We start from the raw sequence: 21,841 nt of genomic DNA, 5'->3' as shown, positions 1-21,841 counted from the left end.
AGCATCGTCTAACGTCTAGGTATATCAATACTTAGACAAGATGAAAGTGATTGCTAAGTCGGGAATACTCGGAACAAATACGCGACAGGCATAGCTGGAATTTTTGGAGGGAAATTGATGAAGATAATAGGTTTAATCGGCGGGATGAGTTGGGAATCATCATCAGAATATTATCGCATTATTAATGAAGAAGTTAAGCTAAGGCTAGGTGGTTTTCATTCAGCTAAATGCATTCTTTACAGCGTAGATTTCGAAGAAATAGAAACTTTTCAAAGGAAGAGCGAATGGAGAAAAGCCGCACAGATATTAAATGATGCTGCTCGAAGTCTTGAGTTAGCAGGGGCAGATTTTATTGTCATTTGCACGAATACTATGCACAAAGTTGCTAGCGAAATTCAGTCAGGTATCCGAATTCCATTACTACACATTGCAGATGTCACTGCACAACAGGTTCTTCTTAGTGGAATCAAAACTATTGGCCTTTTGGGAACTCGTTATACCATTGGAACATGCTTTCTATAAATCACGTTTAGAGGTCCAAGGTATAAAAGTTTTAGTTCCAAATGAAACGGATAGAGTAGTAATAAATACAGTAATATATAATGAACTTTGTTTAGGAAAAATCTTAGAGGAATCAAGAGCTATATATAAACGGATAATTCAGGATTTAGTAGAACAAGGTGCGGGAGGAATAATCCTTGGTTGTACGGAAATTGGTTTATTAGTCAAAGCTGAGGATACTACTGTGCCGTTATTTGATACAACATTACTTCATGCAAAAGGGGCTGTAAAATTAGCGTTCGAATAATTGACCACGATAAAGATGCTTCTATTTCTAAGCGTAATCTGGGGTTGCCATCCATTGTACAACTAGGTGTTCTAGTAACCTAGCCGAGCTAATTGTAGTATGGTGCTATGTGAACACCCAGAACGTTATCTGGGTTACGCTAACGGAGTGGAATTTGAAGGAGGCTTATTTTTGGGAGCTAAGTTCTTGTCCCGTAGAGCATTTATCTTGGGAGGGATTGCAACATTATCCTACCTATGTTTCGATATCCATTCAATTGCAGTAAAACGATATACCATTGCGATTTCAAAACTGCCAACTGAGTTTCAGGGATTTACTATTCTCCATCTGACTGATTTACATAGTAAGGATTACGGAGATGCTCAAAAGCATTTAATTGAATTGATTAACCGACAGCAATTCGATGCTGTTGCAATAACAGGTGATTTAGTCGATAAAAGTAACTCTATTATGGAACCAGCAATAGCCTTAGTGAAAGGGTTACAATCCAAACCTGTATTTTTTGTTCCTGGAAATCATGAGTGGTGGACAAACTACCAAATCAAATCACCATTGGAAGATCATGGGGTACATATACTGGAAAACAGGCATTTTAAATATCACATAGGCAGTTCTCATATTTGGATAATGGGTGTCGACGATCCTTATCTAGGAAGAGATAAGTTAAATATGGCACTTGCAGATGTCACGGATTCTATGCCTAAAGTTTTATTAGCACATGCTCCTAACATATTTTCTAAGGCTGTTGAAGCCAATGCTGATCTAGTTTTAGTGGGGCATACGCACGGTGGTCAAGTCAGACTTCCCTTGATTGGTGCAGTGGTAGCACCAGGGGAAGGACTATTTCCCGAGTTTGATTACGGTCAATTTACTTCAGGTTCTACGAATATGATAATAAATGGTGGTTTAGGAGAAAGCGTTTTACCAATTAGGTTTTATAACAGACCCGAAATTGTACTGGTAACATTAGTTTCCTCTAGTTAGCATTTGGGGAGGACCCTGGGAAAGGGACAACTCAGATATCTGGAGGTTTGCAACATCGGAAGAATATGAAAGTGGTGACCCGATGTCGCAAAACCTCAGAACGTTATTTGCAAAGACTTAAGTTTTTAAGGATAGGTATCCATATTTCGCTCTTAAAAGTTGGCGAAGTCATATCTTTATTCTCGTTCCATAAGATTTCTGGCCCTTCCGCTTGTTCATAGTTGGAGGATGGAAACCATTCGGAATAGATGCGTCCCCAGACATCTTGCAGAGTATTGGGAAACGGTCCGACTGCTTCGAATACAGCCCATGTTGAGGCAGTCACTTCAAGTTGCTGCAGGTTATCTGGACATTCGTTCGTTGTTGCCACCCCTATATAATGATCAAGCTCTCCTTTTTCCTCCATTCGATCTTCAGAAAAGTTCGTGGATGCACTAAGCAGTCCTAACGGCTCGACGTTAGAGAGATTCTTGAGTCTATTTATCGTTTCAACATTTAAAGTTTGCCACATAGATGCAATCTCTGTATTAACTCCGTGGAAAATTATTGGCACTCTTTTTTTGATACCAATTATACGAAATGCCTCTTTTTCTTCGATTCGATAGTTCATTTCATTTCCTCCTTTAATTGATAATTGAAAGGTCACTCGTGGATAAGATTTCAGTAATTGCCCGTTACTCCTAGCTTCTGTTGGTGCTGCACCATGCAAACTTCGAAAAGCTCTTGAAAAAGAATCTGGTGAGTTGTACCCATATTTAATTGCAACATCAATTATTCTTAGCTCACTATTATTAAGCTCAAATGCTGCCAGAGTAAGACGTCTGCGGCGGATGTACTCCGAGAGCGTAACACCAGCAAGGAAAGAGAACATTCTTTTAAAATGATATTCTGAGCAAAAAGCTTGCTTCGCTACTTCTTTAAAGTCAATATCACCAGTAAGATTATCTTCAATATAGTTTAATGCTCCATTCATCTTTTCAAGCAAATTCATTGACATGACCTCCCTTCACCAATAGAATAGCAGAAATTCAATGTGTCTATCCGATATTTTGTGCACAATTATGTAGTGTTAATGCATTATTACGCAGCAAAAATGAATTAGGTCTGGGTTCTTACAGCGAGTGACGGTTACCGATACCTCTCAGTGACTACGAGAGACCATGCGGGAAGCCAAGTCCCATGCCGGCGCGTTAACTGAAAGGAGATAGTAGCAAGGATGATAGTTCGAGATATGATTAAAGAGGATATTCCTCAATTAGCACTTTTATATAAACAATTTTGGGGTGAGGAATCCTCTATTGAGACTATGTATGTAAAGTTCTATAAGTTTCAAGAAAATGGTTCACACATACTACTAAGTGCAGTTGAAGATAATCAATTAATTGGTTCTGTAATGGGCGTGATCTGTGAAGAACTTTATGGAGATTGTAAATCATTTTTAGTGCTTGAAAATATGATAGTTGATAAGAAGTATAGAAATCGCGGAATCGGCAAGGCCCTGATTATGGAACTTGAGATAAGAGCTGCAGAGAAATGTAACCAAATAATCCTCGTAACAGAGACAAATCGAATTGATGCATGTAGATTTTACGAATCTGTTGGATATAAGCCTGAAATACATAAGGGATTTAAAAAGAAACTATAAATATTAACAAATACGGTTAACCATCGGAACATTAGGCGACAGAAATTTATTTGGGGTCTGTTGAAGGAATGATCTGGGGGGATAGACAATTAGAACACAGGTCAGAATTTATAAATCTATATATCAGAGTATCGTTTATATCATGTTTGGCGGATTATTTGTCTTAACAGCTTGCTCTGCGTTGGATACTTCATCAACAAATTCGGCACAGCAGTTTGTTGTGGATACCGGTACTGGTGATCAGGGACCAGTGCTTCGATTACTAACCCAGGATAGAAAGGAAAAGATTGAAATCTTCGACGGACAGTTTACTGATGGAACGAAGATTTTAGAATCGGTTGTTTACGAGCTGCGATTTAATAAATGGAACCAGATAACAATGGGGCAATCACCATATAAGTCAAACGACCCAGTAAGGATATCTGGTGGAGGCCAATTTGGAATAATCGAAGTCATTGATCCAAACATCATTTACATGGACTATGAAACGCAAAAGGATAAGATAAAATTGAGTATTATTCAGGTAAAATCTCGTAGATTTGTTGCTTATCAACATGTCCCAGGAAACAAGGAATATTTTCAAATTCGAGGTGTTAGTAAAGACGGCGAAACCATATGGCATCTCTTCCCTGAGGGGTATTGGAAACAGTGAATATAATTGAAATTGGACGGGAGGCGCGACATTGTGTCGCGTTTACGGATAAATAAATTATGGAGGATGAGAGATGAAATATGTATGTCCTTTGATTGTAGTGAAAGACATAAAAATATCGAGAGACTTCTATGAGAGATTAGGACAGAAAGTAAAATATGATTTTGGTGAAAACGTGACTTTTGAAGGAGACTTTGCGATTCATTTACAAGATCATTTTGAAAAGTTGTTAGGGGTAGGGGATAGCAACCTACTAAAGAAATCTAATAACTTTGAATTATATTTTGAGACAGAAGAAATTGACAGGGTTTATGAAGAATTAAAAGAAGCGAAAGTAGAATTTATACATGAGATAAGAGAACAGCCATGGGGTCAAAGAGTAATGCGTTTCTATGATCCAGATTTTCACATTATAGAAGTCGGTGAAACAATGGAGTCAGTTGCTATTCATTATTTCAGAATTGGTATGAGTATAGAAGACATTTGTAAGAAAACTTCATTGCCCCAAGAATTCGTAAAGAAAGCTACAGGTTTTTTGGAAGATTGAACTTTGATATTAACATTAAGGTTCCGTAGAAATGGTCATGAAAGAGAATTTTAATCTTTTGATTTGCCTGTGTCGCTTCAGGTGTTCTGTGTTGGTCCGAGGGGCTAGAGAGTAAGAGGTGTTTCATTTTCTTCGTACAACATCGGAAGTTCGTTTTATCAGGGTCGCATGAGATACAAGATACAGAATGAGAAGAAATAGAAGGGATTTCTGATTAATTAATAGAAGTAATTAATCATGTCTGAGTATGTCAAGGAGCTGATCACTTCTTATAACAGGGGATTCCTGACACTTTGTCAAGATGAATGCAATATGGCGCGTCGAGAATCCCCAAAACGCTATGTAAAATAGCGCTATTGGGGATATAAAGTGAGATAGTCTAAGAATCGTTCTCTGCAATAAAATGAGTGGAGGTGTAGCAAGTGAATATTATGATTAGGCGTGCTGTAGGTGTAGAAAGTGACATGCTAACATCAATTTCATTTGCAGCTAAACGATATTGGAAATATCCCAAAGAGTATTTCGACGTGTGGAAGGATGAATTGACAATAACCGTAGATTACATAAATCAGAATGAAGTTTATGTCGCGAAGGTTGAAGGGGTGGTAGTCGGATTTATTTCAATAGTCAAAGTTAAAGATGATTTTCAGGTGGAAGAATTCTTGATAAGAAAGGGCTTTTGGTTGGATCATATTTTTGTTCATCCAGATTTTATTGGGAAAAGAGTGGGTTCTGAACTAATATCATTTGCTAAGGAATTGTGTAGAAAAAAGAATATTGCTTGCTTACATATTCTTTCAGATCCAAATGCAATAGGGTTTTACAATAGAGTAGGTGCTCAATTCATCGAGGAAGTTCCTTCAAATATTAAAGGGAGATTTGTTTCATTATACAAGCTCCCAATTATAAGCACTTGAATGTATTCCTCTGGAAAGCGCTACTTTACACAACAAGGTATTTACGACACTTAGAGGATGATGAATGTAGTTGGGACGCCTCGGGAATACCTAAACGTTATGTAAAATGGCATTCCGGAGTGTAATGTTGGGTCACAAAACAACGCGTGATTGGAACCTATTTTAGGTCCAAATCAAATATATCCAATTCAGGTAATCCGACAAGAGGAGTGAGGTCTATGGAAATGCTTTATGGATTGCTAAGAACGCTTATTGGATGGCCTGGAATTATTACATCTATCGTTCTTGTATGTATCGGAATATATTCTAAGAGGATTTGGTTAATAATCTTAGGAGCGATTTTTGCTATACCAATATCTTGGTATTTGGGCTCCACTCCGAAATTTAGATATATTATGTATGCTCTTCCCATATTCTTTGTTGGCTCGGCATTAGCTATAAAATATGAGAAAAGTAGATTAGCGTGGATTTTCGTATTACCGTATGTCAGTATTATCGGTTGGCTAGGATTAACAGTTTTAAGCCAATAATAAAACTTAAAAAAATCTGCAATTAGGAATTATCGAATAAAAGTTTTCCATTCTTAATTGCTAATGAAAGCGACGGTAGCACAACAATAGACATGTTCGTCTATGCCCAAAAGATTAGTTAAAGATGTCGAGGGCGTGTAACAGAGTGTTCATGATACTTTGCCGAGATTAATATAATATGACGCGTGAAGAATAGTTATATCATATAAAAGGAGCATACCAATGGATATTATTAAACCATTTGATAAAACAGTGAAAGAATTGGTTATTAATGATTTTATTTTAGAAAAGGGAACAATAAATGATATCGATGAATTAGAAAATTTATATGATAAATTAAACGATTATTTCGAATTAGGTACGAACTATCCAGGTTGGGCAAAAGGGTTATATCCAATTAGAGAAACGGCTGTTAATGGAATCCAAAATAATAGTTTGTTTGTATTGAAAGTAAATAATGAAATTGCAGGTTCTATAATATTAAATCATGAACCCGAGACTGCCTACGATCAAGTGACTTGGGGGATCGAAGCAGACTATAAAGACGTTATCGTGATACATACGCTTGTTGTTCATCCAAAGTATATGAAGAATGGTATTGGGGAAGAATTAATGAATTTTGCAAAGAGATATAGTATTGAACAAAGAATCAAAACAATTCGTTTAGATGTTTCCATTCACAATACACCGGCTATCTCATTGTATGAGAAGTGTGGATATAAATACGTTGAAACTGTTGATTTAGGGTTAAATGTTCCAGGATTAGTTTGGTTTAAACTATATGAATTAGCTTTATTGGATACAAATGTAAGAGTTAATAACGATTGTGGTTAGTCGCATTGAAATTTGAAAGATCGCTAGACTGTTTATAAAGAAGACATTTGTAAGAAAACTTCAATGCCTCAAGAATTCGTAAAGAAAGCTACAGGTTTGTTGGAAGATTGAACTTTAATACTTAACAGCAAGGTCCGTACGAATGGCCATAATATTTGTTTATAGAAAAAGGTGAATGTTGGAAGTCATCCCAACCGTGGTTGGCTCGGGCCGTTCAACTCCAGATAACAACGTATCCTAAAATCTGAGGGAATATGCAGGTAGTACCTAGACTTCGGGAATACGCGGGACGATATATAAAATTGCCATGCAAGAATGGATTTGAGGATGTGGATTTACCTTTTTTAATTAAGGGTGTAATTATCGGTTTTTCAATTGCTGCGCCAGTTGGCCCGATTGGAGTTCTTTGTATAAGGCGGACATTGACAGAGGGGAGATTATCTGGATTCATATCAGGAATAGGTGCGGCCACAGCTGATGCTACCTATGGAATGATCGCCGGTTTTAGCTTAGCAAGTATATCGAATTTTTTAACAGGTCAACAAATTTGGCTAAGGCTTATTGGAGGACTCTTTCTTTGTTATTTAGGAATTAAAACATTTATAACAAAACCATCAGATGAGTCTGTATCGTCTAATAAACAAGGGTTAATAAGGAATTACCTTTCCACCTTTTTACTCACAATTACAAACCCAATGACGATCATTTCTTTTGCGGCTGTCTTTGCTGGATTGGGAATAGGGACAATTCAATCTAATTATTTGTCGTCGTCAATATTAGTGATAGGGGTATTTGTTGGATCAGGTTTATGGTGGTTGATGTTAATTTCAACTGTTCATGTACTCGGAAAGAGATTTGACACTACAAGGTTGCTATGGGTAAATAAGCTATCAGGAATAGTCATATTGATATTTGGTTTTATTGCACTAGCAAGCATCTGGGGGCGCAACTTTATATAACCGAGGGTTTGCGACACTTTGTAAAGATGCAAGTGGTTGGGATGCGTCGCAAACCCATGGAACGTTTTGCGCCATTTGGGTTAGGTCTTCATTTATTCATGTGGAAATACAGAGGCAGGGGTAGGTCAGCGGATAGTTTTTAAACAAAGGGGTTGCGTTCTTCCCATGTCGAATATATTGGAACGTCTTAAACATAAGGCTAAGCACTTAAAAGCAGAAGTTATGGCCCTGTATTTTGCCTATAGAGATCCAAGAGTTCCTTGGTATGCAAAACTGTTGATTGTTATTGTAGTGGGATATGCGTTGAGTCCAATTGACCTAATCCCCGATTTCATTCCAGTTCTTGGTTATCTTGATGACCTAGTTCTTATTCCCTTGGGTATTGCCATGGTATTAAAGATGATTCCAGGACCAGTAATGGAAGAGGCAAGAATGAAGGAATCTACACTGACGACGAAACCAAAGAATTGGTTTGCTGCAGCAATTATAATTGTGATATGGACTATCATATTTGGATTGGTGCTATTAAACGTGGCGAGTTGGATTAGAAAATAGTAATTCTTAAACTACACCATCGCAGGAAAGGATGACCAATTTGGATAAAACGAAGAAGACGATAGAGGCATACGATAAGCATGCGGATTCATATCAAAGCAAGTTCATGGATTTCGAGAGTTACAAGACTAAATTAGAGGGATTTTGCGATATTTTATTGCCCAGGGCAAAGGTTTTAGATGTCGGATGTGGTCCCGGAAATGCTGCAAAGCTCCTGGTCGAAGCAAATAAAGGATTTGAGATATTGGGCATCGACCTTTCCACAGAGATGATCAATCGTGCACGAGCAAATGTCGTTTCTCCAAATGTAAACTTCTTAGTTGGAGATATTAGAGACATGAATTTTAAGGGTAAGGTGTATGATGCAGTCATAGCGTCTTTCTGCCTACCCCATTTATCAAATGAGGAAGCTGAGAAATTGGTTAACGATATAGGTGTAGTATTAAGTAAGGGTGGTTTCTTATATTTAAGTTGTATGGAAGGTTTAAAGTCGGGTTTCGAAACAACTAGTTTTAGTCCTAACGACTACATATTCTTCAACTACTACTCGGAAGATTTTATTAGACGAATACTAGTAAAGAACAATTTAAAAATACTAAAAATTCAACGAGATTTATATCCCGAAAGCGACGGCAGAACGACAGTAGACATGTTCGTTTATGCCCAAAAGATTAGTTAAAGTAGGGGTTATAATATGAACAAGACTGGTAAACGCTTGCTATTGGTTATGGTGTTATGTACGTTGATGATATCAATCCTGCCTACAACAGCCTTGGCAAATTCTGCGGAACCGCCATCATTGGTTATACTCATTAACAATCCGCCAGATGACCTTTCAATTGTATTGATATCCAATGAGAATCAGCCAGAAGCGATAGTTCGGTGGGTTGCATGGGAAGGATATTACGTTTTTTATTCGAGAGATATGCTGGCCGGTGGCAAGTATACGTTCAAAGTCACCACAAATGGGGAGAGCTTTGTATGTACGCTTGGTGCACCCTTGCAGCGTTATAACAACGTGGTTACCTTGGACCTATCCAATCGGGAGCTTACGCTCGGCAAATATCCGTCTCGCTCGGTGCTCCTGGTGTCAATACGGTTACTGCTTACGCTTTTACTTGAAGGCATCATTTTCGGGCTCTTTAGGTTTAGACAAAAGAGAAGTTGGCTTATATTTCTTGCTATCAACCTTGTTACACAGGGTGCATTGAATATCTGGTTAAATAGCGGAGGTTCGTTGATGCCAAGCTATTTGATTTTCAGTTTAATAATAGGAGAGGTTTTTGTATTTGTGGCTGAAATGATTGCGTTTCCCATTTTCATTACGGAGCATAAAAAGAGCCGTATCTTGATTTATGTTTTTATCGCAAATCTTATAAGCTTAATTACAGGTGGTTATATTATCTCGGTTTTGCCGGTTTAGACACGATACCCGTAGTATAAACGGGGCCGTCAACGTCGTGAATACTTCACGGCATTAGATGAAATCGTCATTCGGAGAAAGGAGGGTGAGTCAGTGGAGAGAACGTTAATTGAATTGATTATTCTAACGTCTATAATTCACCTTGTCGATACCCTTGCATATTCTGTGAGGCTGAACTCAGTTAAGAGTGGGCAAGTTGCATTATCCTTTTCTCTATTTAATCTCATCGCACTAGTTTCGCGTACCGCAAATACTTTACAAGCGCCATTGATTGCAGGGATTATTGGAATAAGTATTACTCAAGGTTTAAATCCAATAATGGATATGCGTAGGGTGATTTTTGCTGCAACGATTGGTACTCTAACTGGTGTGCTTTTGATTCCATCATTCCTAAGGATTTTTGAGAAAGCAGTAAACCGCTTAGAAATAACTGGTTCTGTCCCATCACTTGTGGTTGAGGCCTTACATTTAAACAATATCAAACGAATAGTAAAAAGTGTCACAAAACCATCAAAGACGATGTTAGAAAGATTAAGGTATCGTGAAATCCCAAAGCGACTACTTATATTAAATGTATTAGTCACAGGAATATATACGATTGGCGTCCTTTCAGCAAGTTATGCGGCGATATTGGTTTCTGAGGAACATAGACTTACGGTTGTTGCATCATCTGGAATGATCAATGGGATTGCGGCAATTTTACTAACGCTTCTCATTGATCCAAAGGCAGCGATGATTACTGATCAAGCTTTAAGAGGGAAGAGACCATATGGCGACGTTAAGGCCCTGGTAGTGATGCTCATTACTTCCAAGGTGGTTGGTACTTTGTTAGGCCAGGTGCTATTCTTACCAGCCGCTCGGCTAATTGCTTCTTTTTACAGGTAGTGAGGCTTCATTGATCCAAAGTGATATTAACATTAAGGTTCCGTACAAATGGCCATTACTATATGGTCATTACTATATGGTCATTACTATATGGTCATCAAAATAAGGTGAATGTTGGAGGCCTCCCATCTGTTTTGAGGTTGCTCAACTTTCTAGGATTAATCCTTTCGAGGCAGGGGGCGGGTTGCATTGGTAACTTTACAAATTGCTACGTCCTCTGATATAGAATCATTAGCTCAACTCTTTGAAGAATTGGTTGTCGAACAGACCGAACTTTGTAAGATGAAAGAGAATTCCACAAAGTTCTGGGAACTTTAAAAAAACGAATTGGGAGGATTAGTATGTTACTAGTGGTGATAGGAATAACTATTGCTTTTTTCATTCTGCTTTATAAAAGAAATGATAACTACAAATTCTCAAAGACAATGTTAATTCTTTTCGGAGTATCAGTTTTAGCAAATGTTAGCCTTTCCCATAATCATATTTATAGCCTCATACCAGGCATTCATGACGGGATCGGAATTTCTAATACTATTGCATATTCGATAATAACTGATAACGTCCAGTGGAGTGCAGATCTCTTTAAACGGGTTTATAATTATTCGACTATTGTATCAGGGATATTATTGATTCTTTTATTACTGTCATTTATTAAAGAAAGTTATCGCACAAACGCAGGCTAAATAAAACCAGCATTTAGATTTTCTATGTAGAGCACAACATCGTCTAACGTATGTGAAACCGCTGGGTCATTTGTTCTTTGTGAAGTAGGATTGCGATATTTTAAATCCAGAAACAAAATAATTCTGGATGCAAAGTTAAGGGGGATCACGATGTCTGCTACTTCGTCGCTACAAGAAAGGGATAACTTTTCACATGTAAACTTTCATGGTCCACTTTCGCCGAATGAAGGTAAGAGGGTTTCTAATGCAGAAGGGCTGGAGATTAGGCGGATGTTATCTTCAGTTCAGGTAATTGGCACAAATGAAGTAATCCCAAAAGATGATTCCAAGATTATTATTCATTTAATTAATGATCAAGAAATAGAGATTAAGGCAATTGGAGAATCCGATCTTCAAATCATCGATAATATGGGAGCAAAATATCACGTCCGACAGCCTGGACTTAGGAGCGTTTTGGACCGATTGAGTAATAACATAGGCACTGAAGACGGACTCATTCCTTGATGCTAGGAGTTCAAGAAGTTTCGGCATTCCTTTGCCGCGACATAACATAACATAACAGTTTGTTCCTGACACTTGGAGAATGATAATGCATAGAAGAAATTAAGCCTAGCATAGTGATCCTTTTATTGGCTCATTGACGACTCTAAAAGAATAATTCAACCTAAAGGATATAGCGTAGCAATTTCAAATATTATATTTTAATGGAGGGAATCAAATAGTATGATTAAAGAGATTGAAATGCGTAGAAGTATTAGAAACTACATGAATAGACCAGTTGAAGATGAAAAAATAATTAAAGTACTTGAGAGTGCAAGGTTAGCTCCATCTGGTGACAATACACAACCGTGGCATTTTATTGTTGTAAAATCAGAATTGATTAGACAGGAATTAGCTGTTATATCTAATAACCAAAAATGGATGCTCTCAGCGCCAGTTTTTATCGTTTGTGTGGCAGATATACGTTCAAGGATAGAAGAAGATGTAGATATATCGTTAAATGAAAATAGTCCACAAGAAGAACTTAAACAGATAATCAGAGATACATCAATTTCCATAGGACATATATTACTAGAAGCTGACAACTTAGGATTAGGTACTTGTTGGGTTGCATGGTTTATTCAAGAAGGAATCAGACCAGTTTTAAATATACCTACTGATAAATATGTAGTTGGGATTATCACTCTTGGATATGCAGATGAAAAGCCAAAAGCTCGTCCACGAAAGAAACTCGAAGAACTGGTCCATTATGAAAATTGGTAAAATGGTAAAAATGCATGGCGCATAACGTGATTCTTGTTGCCGATGCGTCCAAAGCACATGCAATGCGAAAGACCCGCCGTCTGTGGCGGGTTCTGAATCTGGGGACATTGCAAGACTCATTTTGACTATGCGAATTCATCCTTCCCGAAGAGATTACATACGGTCTAATCATAAAACATATCTTAAAGAGCAAATTTTATATTAGAGTCAACGGTTTTTATCTACATAGATAAAAATAGAGGAAATCAGAACCCTCCGAGTTATTAAATTTTACTTAGGGGTGAAATATGCTGGAATTTGTAGCTTCAATTATGGCTGAAATTGGTATAGTACTCGGAAGTTTTGAAGAAATACAAAGAAAACGATGGTTTAAATTATTCGGATTCATCTTCATCATAATAGTTATATTATTAATACTTGGGTTACTGAAATGAGAAAAAACCTGTCTTGAAAGTATTCCTCACAAGATAGACATTTCGGGTGACCGAGGGTTTGTAACATCGGGGAGAATATGATGGTAGTAACCCGACGCCGCAAACCCTCGGAACGTTAGACGACAGACCATGGGGAAAGGGCGTCCTTGCCAGGATGTGGCGGGGAATGTTGAGAAAGTGTGATCCATACTTCTTCACAAGCAAATGCTGAAAGGAATTCATCGATAATGTTAGTAACAAGAAAAGGGTTGATTTACCTCAGTTTTGTCATAGCTGTAATTATTTTAGGCTTAAGTTCCAGACATTATGCCATATATCTACCAAGGTGGGTCAATATATATCTAGGAGATTGTCTTTGGGCACTTATGATATTTTTTATGGTAGGGTTAATATTTAGATCAAGAGGTACTAAATGGGTTGCTGTGGTTGCACTGTTGTTTTGCAACGCTATTGAAGTAAGTCAGCTTTACCATTCGCCGTGGATCGACAATTTAAGGGATACTAGGATAGGTGGGCTTGTTTTAGGTCGGGGTTTTTTATGGAGTGATTTAATTTCATATTCGATTGGAATCGCAATAGGCACATTAATAGATAAATTGATTCTTTCATATCTAAGGAATCGGTAAGTTCCGGGGAGTGAAGCAGAAGAACCGTCCCCGTGCTTCCCTGTGCTTCTTAGCGTTTGTTAGTAGGCAGTGGGTATGATATAGTTAAACGAATATGCAATAGTAGCGGGTGCATGGTGCGTTCGTTAAGATAAAGGGGAAAACTAGAGAGATGAGTGTTTTATTTTGCCGAGATTGCGGCGTTGATATTTCTGGAGAACCGCTTTTTCGACGGATCAGTTTTGCTTTAGAACAGGGGGAAAAAGCCGCACTGGTCGGTCCGAATGGTGCTGGTAAAACTACACTGATTCGTGCCTGTTTAGGGGATGTGCGTTTAGAAAGCGGAGAAGTGCAAATTCTCGGTTCGTACGGATACCTCCCTCAAACTCCGATAGTAGAGGATGAGGGGAACGTTTTTCAGTGTGTGATCCAAGAACGAGCTGATTTGTTGCAAATGCAGGAACACTTGCGTGAGCTAGAAGAAACGATGGCTCTAAATCCTAGTGAGAAGGTCATGGAGCAATATGCTGCTTTGACTGAGTCATATGAAAGCCAGGGTGGTTATGCCCTTGAGGCCTTAGTCCGGAGAATCTTGGCGGGACTTGGGCTGGAAGCAGAGATGAATTCCTTGGTCACTACATTGAGCGGGGGGCAAAAAACAAGGCTGGCTTTATGCAAGTTGTTGCTCAGATCGCCCGAACTCTTGATTTTGGATGAGCCGACAAATCATTTGGATATTGCGGCTCTAGAATGGCTCGAAGGATATTTGCGAGATTATCCGGGAGCGTTGCTTATCGTTTCTCATGATCGTTACTTTTTAGATCGCACTGTTTCTAGAGTTTTTTGCTTGGAAAACGGGGGACTAAAAGGGTATACTGGAAATTATTCTGAATACGAACTTCTTAAGATTTTGGAAAATAAGACAATTGGCCGTGAAGCTGAACGTTTAGCCTATAAAATTGCCAAGCTTGAGGAGTATGTTCGCAGAAATAAGGCAGGGGTTAATTCCAAACAGGCACGTGGCAGAGAGAGCCAGCTTCAGAAACTTAAGCCGATCCAAGTCACAAAGGTAGACCATGGACTCTCCATTACACTGCAAAGCGGAGGCCGTAGTGGAGATCGTGTTCTTTTGATTGAAAATCTTTCTATTACATACGGGACACGTACTCTCTTTCAGAACGTCCAATTAGATTTGCGACGAGGGGACCGGGTCGCCTTGCTCGGCAAAAATGGAGTTGGAAAAACGTCGATTTTAAAGGCGATTCTCCAGCAGGCTCCTTTTGCGGGAAATATACGTTTAGGTGCGAATGTAAAAGTTGCCTATTATTCCCAAGAACATGAAAATTTGGGTAGTTCGGGAACAGTAATTGACGAAATTCGGGATGTCTCAAGGTTGAAAGACCCGGACATTAGAAGTCTTCTCGCACGTTTTGGCTTTAGAAATGACGAGGTATTTAAGCTCATTTCTGTGTTGAGCGGAGGAGAAAAGAGTCGTTTGGCTTTATGTAAACTCTTCCTCGAACAGGGTAACTTATTATTATTGGATGAACCGACCAATCACCTTGATGCTGAAACACGTGGAGTGCTTGAAGAAGCCCTTCAAGATTATGATGGAACAGTCCTCGTTGTTTCCCATGATCGCTACTTCCTGGATAAAATCGTTTATAAGATAGCGGAACTGACGACTTCGGGACTTTCCCTTTACGAAGGAGATTACACGGGTTTTAAGGAATATAAACAACAAGAGGAAGCGATTGTTGGACCAGCTGAGCGAAGTGCAAAGCCGAGTTATAATGACCAACAAGAAACACGTAATATGGCAAGAGAAAAAAAGCGGATGAAACAACTAGAACTGGAAATCGAAGAGTTAGAGTTGACTCTTCTTGCTCTAGAATCAGAACTCGCTTTAGCAGGTACAAATTATGAATTAGCTATGAAACTTCATGCAGAGTCCGAGAGTGTGAAGAAACGTCGAGATAATGTTTTAGAGGAATGGATTGCTGGAAACGAGTAGTTCATTTCACCAAATAGCGTTCAAACCCATATATTATCCTGAAGTCGCAAGGTGGAGGGATACATATATGGGGGTAGCTATGCTTATGGCAGTTGCTTTAAGTTTGGATGGTTTTGGCGTCGGATTAGCTTACGGGTTACGTCGTATTCGTATACCGATGGGTTCTCTTATTGCTATTGCATTGTGTACAGTTTTTGCTATGGGTATATCTATGCTTTTGGGAAGTTGGGTCACGTTATGGCTTGAATTTATTCCGGCTCGTTTATTGGGAGCTACTATATTGCTCGCTCTAGGCGTTTTCCAACTGACCAAAGCAATCTGGAACCGTAACCGAGAGATTTTCCCTGAAGCGGTTCCAGCAATGGCTGTAGTCGCTCAAAAACCTGTACTAGAACCAGTTTTTCGATTTCAGTTAAGCTTTTTCGGCTTAGTGATCCAGGTCTTAAGGACACCAGATATAGCGGATGTCGATGGCTCTGGAGGGATTAGCCTTCGGGAAAGTTTACTCCTAGGGAGTGCTCTAGCAGTGGATGCTTTTGCCAGCGGGATCGGAGCCGCGATGGCGGGAATGACGCTATCAGTCATAGGCGTCGTTGCATTAACTCAAATTATGATGTTGCGCTTAGGTCAACAGATGGCCGGTAAAATTCCAGAAAACTGGACTGCCAAAGCGGAATATTTACCAGGTGTTGTTTTAATTGTGATCGGACTGGGCAAATTGATCTGAGGTGAGGTATATGATCACGATCGGACTTACGGGCGGAATAGGAAGTGGCAAATCCACGGTTGCTTCGTGGTTTCAGAAGCACGGGGTTCCTGTATTGGATGCAGACAAAATAGTGCATCATTTGTTGAAGTCGGATGCGTCGACCATATCAAAATTGGTCCACGCATTTGGGACTGAGATCCTTGGTGAAAATGGAGAAATTAATCGTGCGAAACTTGGTGTTCGAATTTTTCATAATGAGGATGCACGAAAGCTTCTTGAGAGTATCGTGCATCCTCGAGTGGTAGAAAGTATGAAGGGCGAGCGAGCAGCGCTTCGGGAGGCAGGAGCAAGATTGTGCGTATGGGACGTACCTTTGCTCCTTGAAACTGGGTTTCAGAAATTTGTTGACGAAGTTTGGGTTGTGTGGGTGCCACGGGACCTTCAGATTTTACGCGTTCTTGCGCGGGACAAGTTAAGCTTGGTTGAGGTGGAAGCTCGTATTGCTGCCCAGGGGTCGTTAGATGACAAGCGTCGGCTAGCCGATGTAGTTATTGATAATTCCGGAAGCGAACTGGAGACGGAGCGTCAACTAGAAGAACTATGGAGGAAATACAGATAATAATCACCAAGAATGAACTGAAGTCTAACCTGGAGATTCCGGTGACAAAAATATCCAGGCGATAGTCTCCACTGGTGATTATCGCCTAAGCCGCTATTCCAATAGGAATCCCTAGTGGAATAGGATTAGAATCGCCGAAGCTGCAATTCCTGATTGGCTTAAGGCCGAAATCATCTGCCGCCTTTCCGAAAAAGAACACCAGCGGAGATAGAGGAGTCTATCCCACTAAAAACAGAATAAGAGGTCCCACTTGTAGAAGTTGGATTAACAATTTGGATTGAATTAGCAAATTAATTATGAAAATAAATAAATACTGGACTGAATTCATACATATACAGATATCCTATAAATGAGAAGAGGGAGATTGATGGTAAGAAAGCAAAAGAAGCGTTGGACAATGGGCAAAAAAATAGTCATGTTTGTCATTGCAATTTTAACGGCTTTTATTATATTTAATATCCCTATGTTAGAAAAGGTTATTTACCCTTACCCCAATCGTGCGATTATAGAAAATTATGCGAAACAGTACGGAGTGGATCCTTTGTTTGTTATATCTGTAATCCGAGAAGAAAGTAAGTTCCTTTCACATTCAGAATCCAACAAAGGTGCAAAAGGGTTGATGCAATTAATGCCTAGTACGGCACAATCGATCGCTGAAAGTCTTGGAGATAAAACATATAGTGAAGGTGATTTACTTAATCCAGAGAAGAATATTCAATACGGAACCTGGTATCTCGCAAGTTTACAAAAAGTATTTGCCAATAATACGACCTTAGTGACCGCTGCCTACAATGGTGGAAGAGGACATGTTCAAGAATGGATTGATAATGACCTGATTGACCCTAAGAATATTCACATACAGGATATACCATTTAAGGAGACACGAGATTATGTGGGTAGGGTCTTGAAAAGTTATGATAAATACACTAAGCTTTATAGTAAATAGTTCTAATTATAAATGAGATAGGAGATAACCCTAGTGAAAGAGGTAGACCCGGAAGAAGTAAAACAGATTCTTACTCGACTTAAGACAGTGCGAGGTCATATTTCAGGAGTTGAACGGATGATCGAGGAAGACAAGGGCTGTGAGGAAATATTATTGCAACTTGTCGCTATCCGTGCTGCTGTGCACAAAACTTCTGTTATAGTTGCACAACGTTATGCGAGTTCTTGTTTGATCGACGCAATCGATCAAGGGGAAGATCGTCAGGGCGCTCTTAATAAAGCAATTGAAACACTTATGAAACTCAATCAATGAAAAATGTCATCATGTTTACCTCTCAAACCTGTTCATCTTGTAAAGTTGCAAAGAATTTCCTTTTCCAGAATAAGATTCAGTTTGAGCAAAAGGACATTAATGTTGATGCTAAAGCAAGAGAGGAACTATTTCGGAGAAATATTAGTGGAGTTCCTACTTTTCAGATTGGAAAGGATTTTGTCACGGGTTTCGACCCGAAAAAAATCCTTAAGCTTGTCGACCATAGGCTTGTTGAATGCAAAAAATGCTCGACGAAAATACGCGTTCCAATTAACAAGGGTACCATTAAGATCAAGTGCATGCAGTGCGCACACGAATTTAGCGTAGACACACAAGTATAGATCAGTAAAGCCCTATCCTTTATCGGATAGGGCTTTACTGATCTAATTTTAATTAATTCCAGTTTGTATTTGATTTATCACACAACTTTAGATATACTGTAATTGAGCATATGCTCAAAAGGAGCTGATGCAATGTCAAGGCGGCGTTGTTGTGGCCTAATCGATGATACAATAGTCAGCCAAACGTTTATTCCCCAGGGACAGTCACGTTGGCCTGAGGTATTGATTCAGCTCGAAGAATTAGAGGCCATCCGTCTTAAGGACAAAGTGGGTTTGGATCAAGCTGAGTGTGCAGCGTCTATGGGAGTTTCCAGGGCTACCTTCCAGCGGATCTTAGGGGCAGCTAGGTTCAAACTTGCGACTGCTTTAGTCGAAGGACGACCTATTATTATACGGGGAGGAAACTATCTGATAAAAAATAGGGTGTTTGAGTGTGCTGATTGTGGTCATGTGTGGGAAGTTGAGCCTTGCACAGTGGGCGGTAAACACGGATTTGAAATTGCCTGTCCAAGGTGCGGGAACATGAAGAAGAGACGACTAGACAACGGAGTTGTGCATACCTGTGGTAGCCAACCGGGAGAACAAGGCCATGGTGGATGTTGCAGAGGAAATTCTTAAAGCGAGAAAAAATTTATTAATTGGAGGTATATATTATGTCTAAAAAGATAGCAATTCCAACCAACGGTGAGCTCGTAGATGCCCATTTCGGGAAAGCTGCTGGATTCACAGTGTTTGAAATCGAAGGACAAGACGCTCGATTTGTAGAATTACTTAGTGCAACAGGTCTTCAACATCAGCATGAAGGACTAGCAAGTATGTTCAAACGCAATGGGGTAGACGTACTAGTTTGTGGAGGTATTGGCGGAGGAATGATCAATGGCCTCAAGTCAATAGGCCTTGAAGTAGTGACTGGGGCCTCAGGAAACGTGGCCGAAGTCGCAAAGACTTATGCTTCTGGCAATCTTGTGAGTACTGGGTCAGTTTGCCAAAGTCATGACCACGGGCATGATGATGGGGGATGTAGTCATTAAATTGAGTCCTAAGACACGAAGCACGGACATCCATAGACAAACTTGACAATGCAAGAATTTGGGGAGTAAGATGAATTTGGGTTAGTAGCCCAAGGAATTGGTAAATGATGTTGATTGAAAGGGAGGCACTACCGTGAGCGAGTCGTGTAATAGTTGTTCGGCAGCAGGGACATGTACCACTGATAGTTGTTCTAGTGAACCTAAAGTTTCAGAGGCTCAAAAAGCGAGTCACGTTAGTAAAGTGATTGCAATCATGAGTGGCAAAGGAGGCGTCGGTAAATCCTCGGTTACAAGCATGTTAGCCGTGAGCCTAATGCGTCAAGGTTATAAAGTAGGGGTTTTAGACGCTGACATAACCGGTCCTAGTATTCCCAAAATCTTCGGAGTAACAGGAAGAGCTGGCGTCAGTAAGACTGGTATCCTTCCTTCAAAAAGCCGGGATGGGATTAAACTAATGTCTCTAAATCTTATGATAGAAACCGAAGACGATCCAGTGATTTTGCGTGGACCATTGATTACCCAAATCGTCAATCAGTTCTGGACAGATGTAATTTGGGGGGAGTTAGATTATTTGTTGATTGACTTGCCACCAGGGACGGGAGATGTGCCGATTTCGGTCTTCCAATCGTTTCCACTAGATGGAGTTGTTATGGTGACAAGTCCGCAGGCCTTAGCGAATATGGTTGTGCGAAAAGCGGTTAAAATGGTGCGAAACTACGAACCCCCAATCTACGGGTTGATCGAAAATATGGCGTATCTACAATGTCCAGATTGCACAAAGAAGATTGAAGTATTTGGGAAACCAAAAGGTGAGGAAGATGCATTGCGTAATTCAATTCCTTTCTTAGGAGAACTTCCCCTCGATCCAGCGTTGGCTGCATTATCGGATGCTGGTAAAGTTGAAGATTATCAATCTGAAGCCTTCGATCAGATTGCTAAACGATTAGCAGAACAGATTAAGATACACGACAATAAAAAGCTAGCTTAAGTCTATAATAGTAAGGCCAGGACTGCCCTTCAGCATTTATCCTGGTCTTGCTTTCTATGCTTCAGTTCTACGTTCAACTAAAGTCAGTAGAACGTAGAACTGAAGCGGGAAACTCTACTCGGAGTATGGGATACCTCCACACTTATAGAAGTGAGAGTTTTACGATTAGATAAGTCAATAGTTAGAAGAGGAGATTTAGAAATGGGAAACGTATTATCTATCCACGTCAGTGCCGAGCGGGGAATTATAAAAACTGATGTCGCGGAAGTTAAAGTCCTCGAAGGTTGGGGGCTTGAGGGAGATGCTCATGGGGGAGACTGGGATCGACAGGTTAGCGTTTTTCCGATTGAAGCCATGGCCAGGGTGCCTGAGGAGAAGAGGGCAGAAGTTTCTGCGGATGGGTATACTGAGAACTTCACTATCTCTGGTTTGTTGTTAGAAGACTTTCCTGCTGGATGTGTGCTGAAACTAGGGGAAGCCGAAATCGAGATTCTCTATATTGGAAAAGAGGTATTTAAAGAAAAAGGTCGACCGTATATCGTAAGTCGAGAAGGGCGATTTGGGCGTGTTCTCCGTGGTGGTAGCGTCCGTATAGGGGATTTTGTAGAAGTTATTTTTTTGCCGGAAACATAAATAAAATTATTGAGTTAATATAAATTATATTTAAGTACTTAGTAGCAGAATTTTCGTTACTAAGGTTTCTCAATTTGCGACTTAAGGTAGAGAAAGGATGAAGTACGATGCGTATTGCCATTTCGACAGGGGGACGCGACCTCAACCAGTATGTGGATGATAGGTTCGGACGGTGCCCGTATTTTTTATTTTGCGATTCAGAAAATCCTCTGGGAACAGCAGAGTATAAAGAGAATCCAGCGTCGTCAGGAACTGGTGGTGCAGGCATCGCTGCCGCAGAGTACATGGCGAAGGAAAAGGTAGAAGTATTAATAACGGGTAGTTTGGGTCCGAATGCTCTACGAGTGATCGAGGCTGGAAATATACCTGCTTATACTGTAAGCGAGAGCATGACTCTTATCGAAGCCATTATGGCTTGGAAAGAAGGACTTTTAGTTAAGATCAGTGAAGCTGGAGTGGCTCATGCTGGGGAGCGCTAAGGTTAAAAATACAAAATGAAGAAATGGCTTACTACATAAATGCAA

At 39.7% G+C, this 21,841-nt stretch carries 28 protein-coding genes and 1 pseudogene; 28 read left to right on the top strand and 1 reads right to left on the bottom strand.

Annotation, left to right across the window (positions count from 1 at the left end; genetic code table 11):
• Nucleotides 1–117 precede the first annotated feature (117 nt).
• Nucleotides 118–808: pseudogene (locus E4K67_RS05235) on the top strand (aspartate/glutamate racemase family protein).
• A 171-nt stretch (nt 809–979) separates the two neighbouring features.
• Nucleotides 980–1,792 carry a metallophosphoesterase gene (locus tag E4K67_RS05230; protein WP_135545375.1) on the top strand — a complete coding sequence of 271 codons (813 nt, stop codon included), beginning with the start codon at nt 980–982 and terminating at the stop codon, nt 1,790–1,792.
• Nucleotides 1,793–1,895: 103 nt separating this feature from the next.
• On the opposite strand, the gene E4K67_RS05225 is transcribed toward E4K67_RS05230, so the two are convergent.
• On the bottom strand, nt 1,896–2,783 hold the full coding sequence (locus E4K67_RS05225) for an AraC family transcriptional regulator (protein WP_135545374.1): 888 nt from the start codon (nt 2,781–2,783) through the stop codon (nt 1,896–1,898).
• Nucleotides 2,784–3,008: 225 nt separating this feature from the next.
• On the opposite strand from E4K67_RS05225, the gene E4K67_RS05220 reads away from it, so the two are divergent.
• From E4K67_RS05220 to E4K67_RS05100, 26 genes are all read left to right on the top strand, one after another.
• Nucleotides 3,009–3,437, top strand: a complete 429-nt coding sequence (locus E4K67_RS05220; RefSeq protein WP_135545373.1) for a GNAT family N-acetyltransferase — start codon at nt 3,009–3,011, stop codon at nt 3,435–3,437.
• A gap of 142 nt (nt 3,438–3,579) precedes the next feature.
• Nucleotides 3,580–4,089 (top strand): hypothetical protein, encoded by a 510-nt coding sequence (locus E4K67_RS05215; RefSeq protein WP_135545372.1) that lies wholly within the window; start codon nt 3,580–3,582, stop codon nt 4,087–4,089.
• A gap of 73 nt (nt 4,090–4,162) precedes the next feature.
• A complete protein-coding gene (locus E4K67_RS05210) occupies nt 4,163–4,636 on the top strand; it encodes a VOC family protein (protein WP_135545371.1) in 474 nt (157 codons plus the stop codon).
• A gap of 431 nt (nt 4,637–5,067) precedes the next feature.
• Entirely contained in the window at nt 5,068–5,553 is a 486-nt protein-coding gene (locus tag E4K67_RS05205) for a GNAT family N-acetyltransferase (protein WP_199242490.1), read from the top strand.
• Nucleotides 5,554–5,771: 218 nt separating this feature from the next.
• Nucleotides 5,772–6,083, top strand: coding sequence for a hypothetical protein (locus tag E4K67_RS05200; protein WP_135545369.1), 312 nt, complete (start codon nt 5,772–5,774; stop codon nt 6,081–6,083).
• A 222-nt stretch (nt 6,084–6,305) separates the two neighbouring features.
• Nucleotides 6,306–6,917 (top strand): GNAT family N-acetyltransferase, encoded by a 612-nt coding sequence (locus E4K67_RS05195; RefSeq protein ID WP_135545368.1) that lies wholly within the window; start codon nt 6,306–6,308, stop codon nt 6,915–6,917.
• 329 nt (nt 6,918–7,246) lie between these two features.
• Nucleotides 7,247–7,876: a LysE family translocator gene (locus tag E4K67_RS05190; protein ID WP_135545367.1), complete on the top strand. Its 630-nt coding sequence runs from the start codon at nt 7,247–7,249 to the stop codon at nt 7,874–7,876.
• Nucleotides 7,877–8,041: 165 nt separating this feature from the next.
• Nucleotides 8,042–8,431: a YkvA family protein gene (locus E4K67_RS05185; RefSeq protein WP_135545366.1), complete on the top strand. Its 390-nt coding sequence runs from the start codon at nt 8,042–8,044 to the stop codon at nt 8,429–8,431.
• A 40-nt stretch (nt 8,432–8,471) separates the two neighbouring features.
• The gene (locus E4K67_RS05180; protein WP_135545365.1) at nt 8,472–9,110 is read left to right on the top strand and encodes a class I SAM-dependent methyltransferase; all 639 of its coding nucleotides are present in this window, start codon (nt 8,472–8,474) and stop codon (nt 9,108–9,110) included.
• Nucleotides 9,111–9,125: 15 nt separating this feature from the next.
• Nucleotides 9,126–9,854 (top strand): hypothetical protein, encoded by a 729-nt coding sequence (locus tag E4K67_RS05175; protein WP_135545364.1) that lies wholly within the window; start codon nt 9,126–9,128, stop codon nt 9,852–9,854.
• Between the two features lie 93 nt (nt 9,855–9,947).
• Nucleotides 9,948–10,739: a lipid II flippase Amj family protein gene (locus E4K67_RS05170; RefSeq protein WP_135545363.1), complete on the top strand. Its 792-nt coding sequence runs from the start codon at nt 9,948–9,950 to the stop codon at nt 10,737–10,739.
• Between the two features lie 189 nt (nt 10,740–10,928).
• The gene (locus E4K67_RS31025) at nt 10,929–11,057 is read left to right on the top strand and encodes a hypothetical protein (protein ID WP_274594835.1); all 129 of its coding nucleotides are present in this window, start codon (nt 10,929–10,931) and stop codon (nt 11,055–11,057) included.
• A gap of 515 nt (nt 11,058–11,572) precedes the next feature.
• Nucleotides 11,573–11,926 carry a hypothetical protein gene (locus tag E4K67_RS05165; RefSeq protein ID WP_135545362.1) on the top strand — a complete coding sequence of 118 codons (354 nt, stop codon included), beginning with the start codon at nt 11,573–11,575 and terminating at the stop codon, nt 11,924–11,926.
• 219 nt (nt 11,927–12,145) lie between these two features.
• A complete protein-coding gene (locus E4K67_RS05160; RefSeq protein WP_135545361.1) occupies nt 12,146–12,685 on the top strand; it encodes a nitroreductase family protein in 540 nt (179 codons plus the stop codon).
• Between the two features lie 661 nt (nt 12,686–13,346).
• Nucleotides 13,347–13,745 carry a ribosomal maturation YjgA family protein gene (locus E4K67_RS05155; RefSeq protein WP_135545360.1) on the top strand — a complete coding sequence of 133 codons (399 nt, stop codon included), beginning with the start codon at nt 13,347–13,349 and terminating at the stop codon, nt 13,743–13,745.
• A 151-nt stretch (nt 13,746–13,896) separates the two neighbouring features.
• A complete protein-coding gene (locus E4K67_RS05150) occupies nt 13,897–15,738 on the top strand; it encodes an ABC-F family ATP-binding cassette domain-containing protein (RefSeq protein WP_135545359.1) in 1,842 nt (613 codons plus the stop codon).
• Nucleotides 15,739–15,805: 67 nt separating this feature from the next.
• Nucleotides 15,806–16,465, top strand: a complete 660-nt coding sequence (ytaF, locus tag E4K67_RS05145; RefSeq protein ID WP_135545358.1) for a sporulation membrane protein YtaF — start codon at nt 15,806–15,808, stop codon at nt 16,463–16,465.
• Between the two features lie 10 nt (nt 16,466–16,475).
• Complete coding sequence (gene coaE / locus E4K67_RS05140) at nt 16,476–17,066, top strand: dephospho-CoA kinase (protein WP_135545357.1); 591 nt, start codon at nt 16,476–16,478, stop codon at nt 17,064–17,066.
• Between the two features lie 367 nt (nt 17,067–17,433).
• Nucleotides 17,434–18,012, top strand: a complete 579-nt coding sequence (locus tag E4K67_RS05135; protein WP_199242469.1) for a lytic transglycosylase domain-containing protein — start codon at nt 17,434–17,436, stop codon at nt 18,010–18,012.
• Nucleotides 18,013–18,045: 33 nt separating this feature from the next.
• Nucleotides 18,046–18,324, top strand: a complete 279-nt coding sequence (locus E4K67_RS05130) for a metal-sensitive transcriptional regulator (protein ID WP_135545355.1) — start codon at nt 18,046–18,048, stop codon at nt 18,322–18,324.
• Nucleotides 18,321–18,665: a glutaredoxin family protein gene (locus E4K67_RS05125; RefSeq protein WP_135545354.1), complete on the top strand. Its 345-nt coding sequence runs from the start codon at nt 18,321–18,323 to the stop codon at nt 18,663–18,665. The genes E4K67_RS05130 and E4K67_RS05125 overlap by 4 nt, the downstream gene beginning before the upstream one ends.
• A 132-nt stretch (nt 18,666–18,797) precedes the next feature.
• Complete coding sequence (locus E4K67_RS05120; RefSeq protein ID WP_135545353.1) at nt 18,798–19,283, top strand: DUF134 domain-containing protein; 486 nt, start codon at nt 18,798–18,800, stop codon at nt 19,281–19,283.
• 35 nt (nt 19,284–19,318) lie between these two features.
• On the top strand, nt 19,319–19,696 hold the full coding sequence (locus tag E4K67_RS05115; protein WP_135545352.1) for a NifB/NifX family molybdenum-iron cluster-binding protein: 378 nt from the start codon (nt 19,319–19,321) through the stop codon (nt 19,694–19,696).
• Nucleotides 19,697–19,829: 133 nt separating this feature from the next.
• On the top strand, nt 19,830–20,684 hold the full coding sequence (locus E4K67_RS05110) for an Mrp/NBP35 family ATP-binding protein (RefSeq protein WP_135545351.1): 855 nt from the start codon (nt 19,830–19,832) through the stop codon (nt 20,682–20,684).
• 201 nt (nt 20,685–20,885) lie between these two features.
• Complete coding sequence (locus E4K67_RS05105) at nt 20,886–21,317, top strand: MOSC domain-containing protein (protein ID WP_135545350.1); 432 nt, start codon at nt 20,886–20,888, stop codon at nt 21,315–21,317.
• Between the two features lie 107 nt (nt 21,318–21,424).
• On the top strand, nt 21,425–21,796 hold the full coding sequence (locus E4K67_RS05100) for a NifB/NifX family molybdenum-iron cluster-binding protein (protein WP_135545349.1): 372 nt from the start codon (nt 21,425–21,427) through the stop codon (nt 21,794–21,796).
• Nucleotides 21,797–21,841: the final 45 nt, after the last annotated feature.

This window comes from Desulfosporosinus fructosivorans, assembly GCF_004766045.1.
In the GTDB taxonomy this organism is placed as follows: Bacteria; Bacillota; Desulfitobacteriia; order Desulfitobacteriales; family Desulfitobacteriaceae; genus Desulfosporosinus; species Desulfosporosinus fructosivorans.
Note: the sequence above shows the minus strand (reverse complement) of the source record. Positions and strands in the feature narration are given on the sequence as shown.

Coding starts and splice junctions, on each gene's coding strand:
- E4K67_RS05215 (WP_135545372.1), top strand. CDS start 3,580: ATGTTTGGCGGATTATTTGTCTTAACAGCTTGCTCTGCGTTGGATACT.
- E4K67_RS05125 (WP_135545354.1), top strand. CDS start 18,321: ATGAAAAATGTCATCATGTTTACCTCTCAAACCTGTTCATCTTGTAAA.
- E4K67_RS05200 (WP_135545369.1), top strand. CDS start 5,772: ATGGAAATGCTTTATGGATTGCTAAGAACGCTTATTGGATGGCCTGGA.
- E4K67_RS05220 (WP_135545373.1), top strand. CDS start 3,009: ATGATAGTTCGAGATATGATTAAAGAGGATATTCCTCAATTAGCACTT.
- E4K67_RS05105 (WP_135545350.1), top strand. CDS start 20,886: ATGGGAAACGTATTATCTATCCACGTCAGTGCCGAGCGGGGAATTATA.
- E4K67_RS05150 (WP_135545359.1), top strand. CDS start 13,897: ATGAGTGTTTTATTTTGCCGAGATTGCGGCGTTGATATTTCTGGAGAA.
- E4K67_RS05185 (WP_135545366.1), top strand. CDS start 8,042: ATGTCGAATATATTGGAACGTCTTAAACATAAGGCTAAGCACTTAAAA.
- E4K67_RS05165 (WP_135545362.1), top strand. CDS start 11,573: ATGTCTGCTACTTCGTCGCTACAAGAAAGGGATAACTTTTCACATGTA.
- E4K67_RS05160 (WP_135545361.1), top strand. CDS start 12,146: ATGATTAAAGAGATTGAAATGCGTAGAAGTATTAGAAACTACATGAAT.
- ytaF (WP_135545358.1), top strand. CDS start 15,806: ATGGGGGTAGCTATGCTTATGGCAGTTGCTTTAAGTTTGGATGGTTTT.
- coaE (WP_135545357.1), top strand. CDS start 16,476: ATGATCACGATCGGACTTACGGGCGGAATAGGAAGTGGCAAATCCACG.
- E4K67_RS05195 (WP_135545368.1), top strand. CDS start 6,306: ATGGATATTATTAAACCATTTGATAAAACAGTGAAAGAATTGGTTATT.
- E4K67_RS05155 (WP_135545360.1), top strand. CDS start 13,347: ATGTTAGTAACAAGAAAAGGGTTGATTTACCTCAGTTTTGTCATAGCT.
- E4K67_RS05175 (WP_135545364.1), top strand. CDS start 9,126: ATGAACAAGACTGGTAAACGCTTGCTATTGGTTATGGTGTTATGTACG.
- E4K67_RS05205 (WP_199242490.1), top strand. CDS start 5,068: ATGATTAGGCGTGCTGTAGGTGTAGAAAGTGACATGCTAACATCAATT.
- E4K67_RS05225 (WP_135545374.1), bottom strand. CDS start 2,783: ATGAATTTGCTTGAAAAGATGAATGGAGCATTAAACTATATTGAAGAT.
- E4K67_RS05210 (WP_135545371.1), top strand. CDS start 4,163: ATGAAATATGTATGTCCTTTGATTGTAGTGAAAGACATAAAAATATCG.
- E4K67_RS05120 (WP_135545353.1), top strand. CDS start 18,798: ATGTCAAGGCGGCGTTGTTGTGGCCTAATCGATGATACAATAGTCAGC.
- E4K67_RS05115 (WP_135545352.1), top strand. CDS start 19,319: ATGTCTAAAAAGATAGCAATTCCAACCAACGGTGAGCTCGTAGATGCC.
- E4K67_RS05135 (WP_199242469.1), top strand. CDS start 17,434: ATGGTAAGAAAGCAAAAGAAGCGTTGGACAATGGGCAAAAAAATAGTC.
- E4K67_RS05100 (WP_135545349.1), top strand. CDS start 21,425: ATGCGTATTGCCATTTCGACAGGGGGACGCGACCTCAACCAGTATGTG.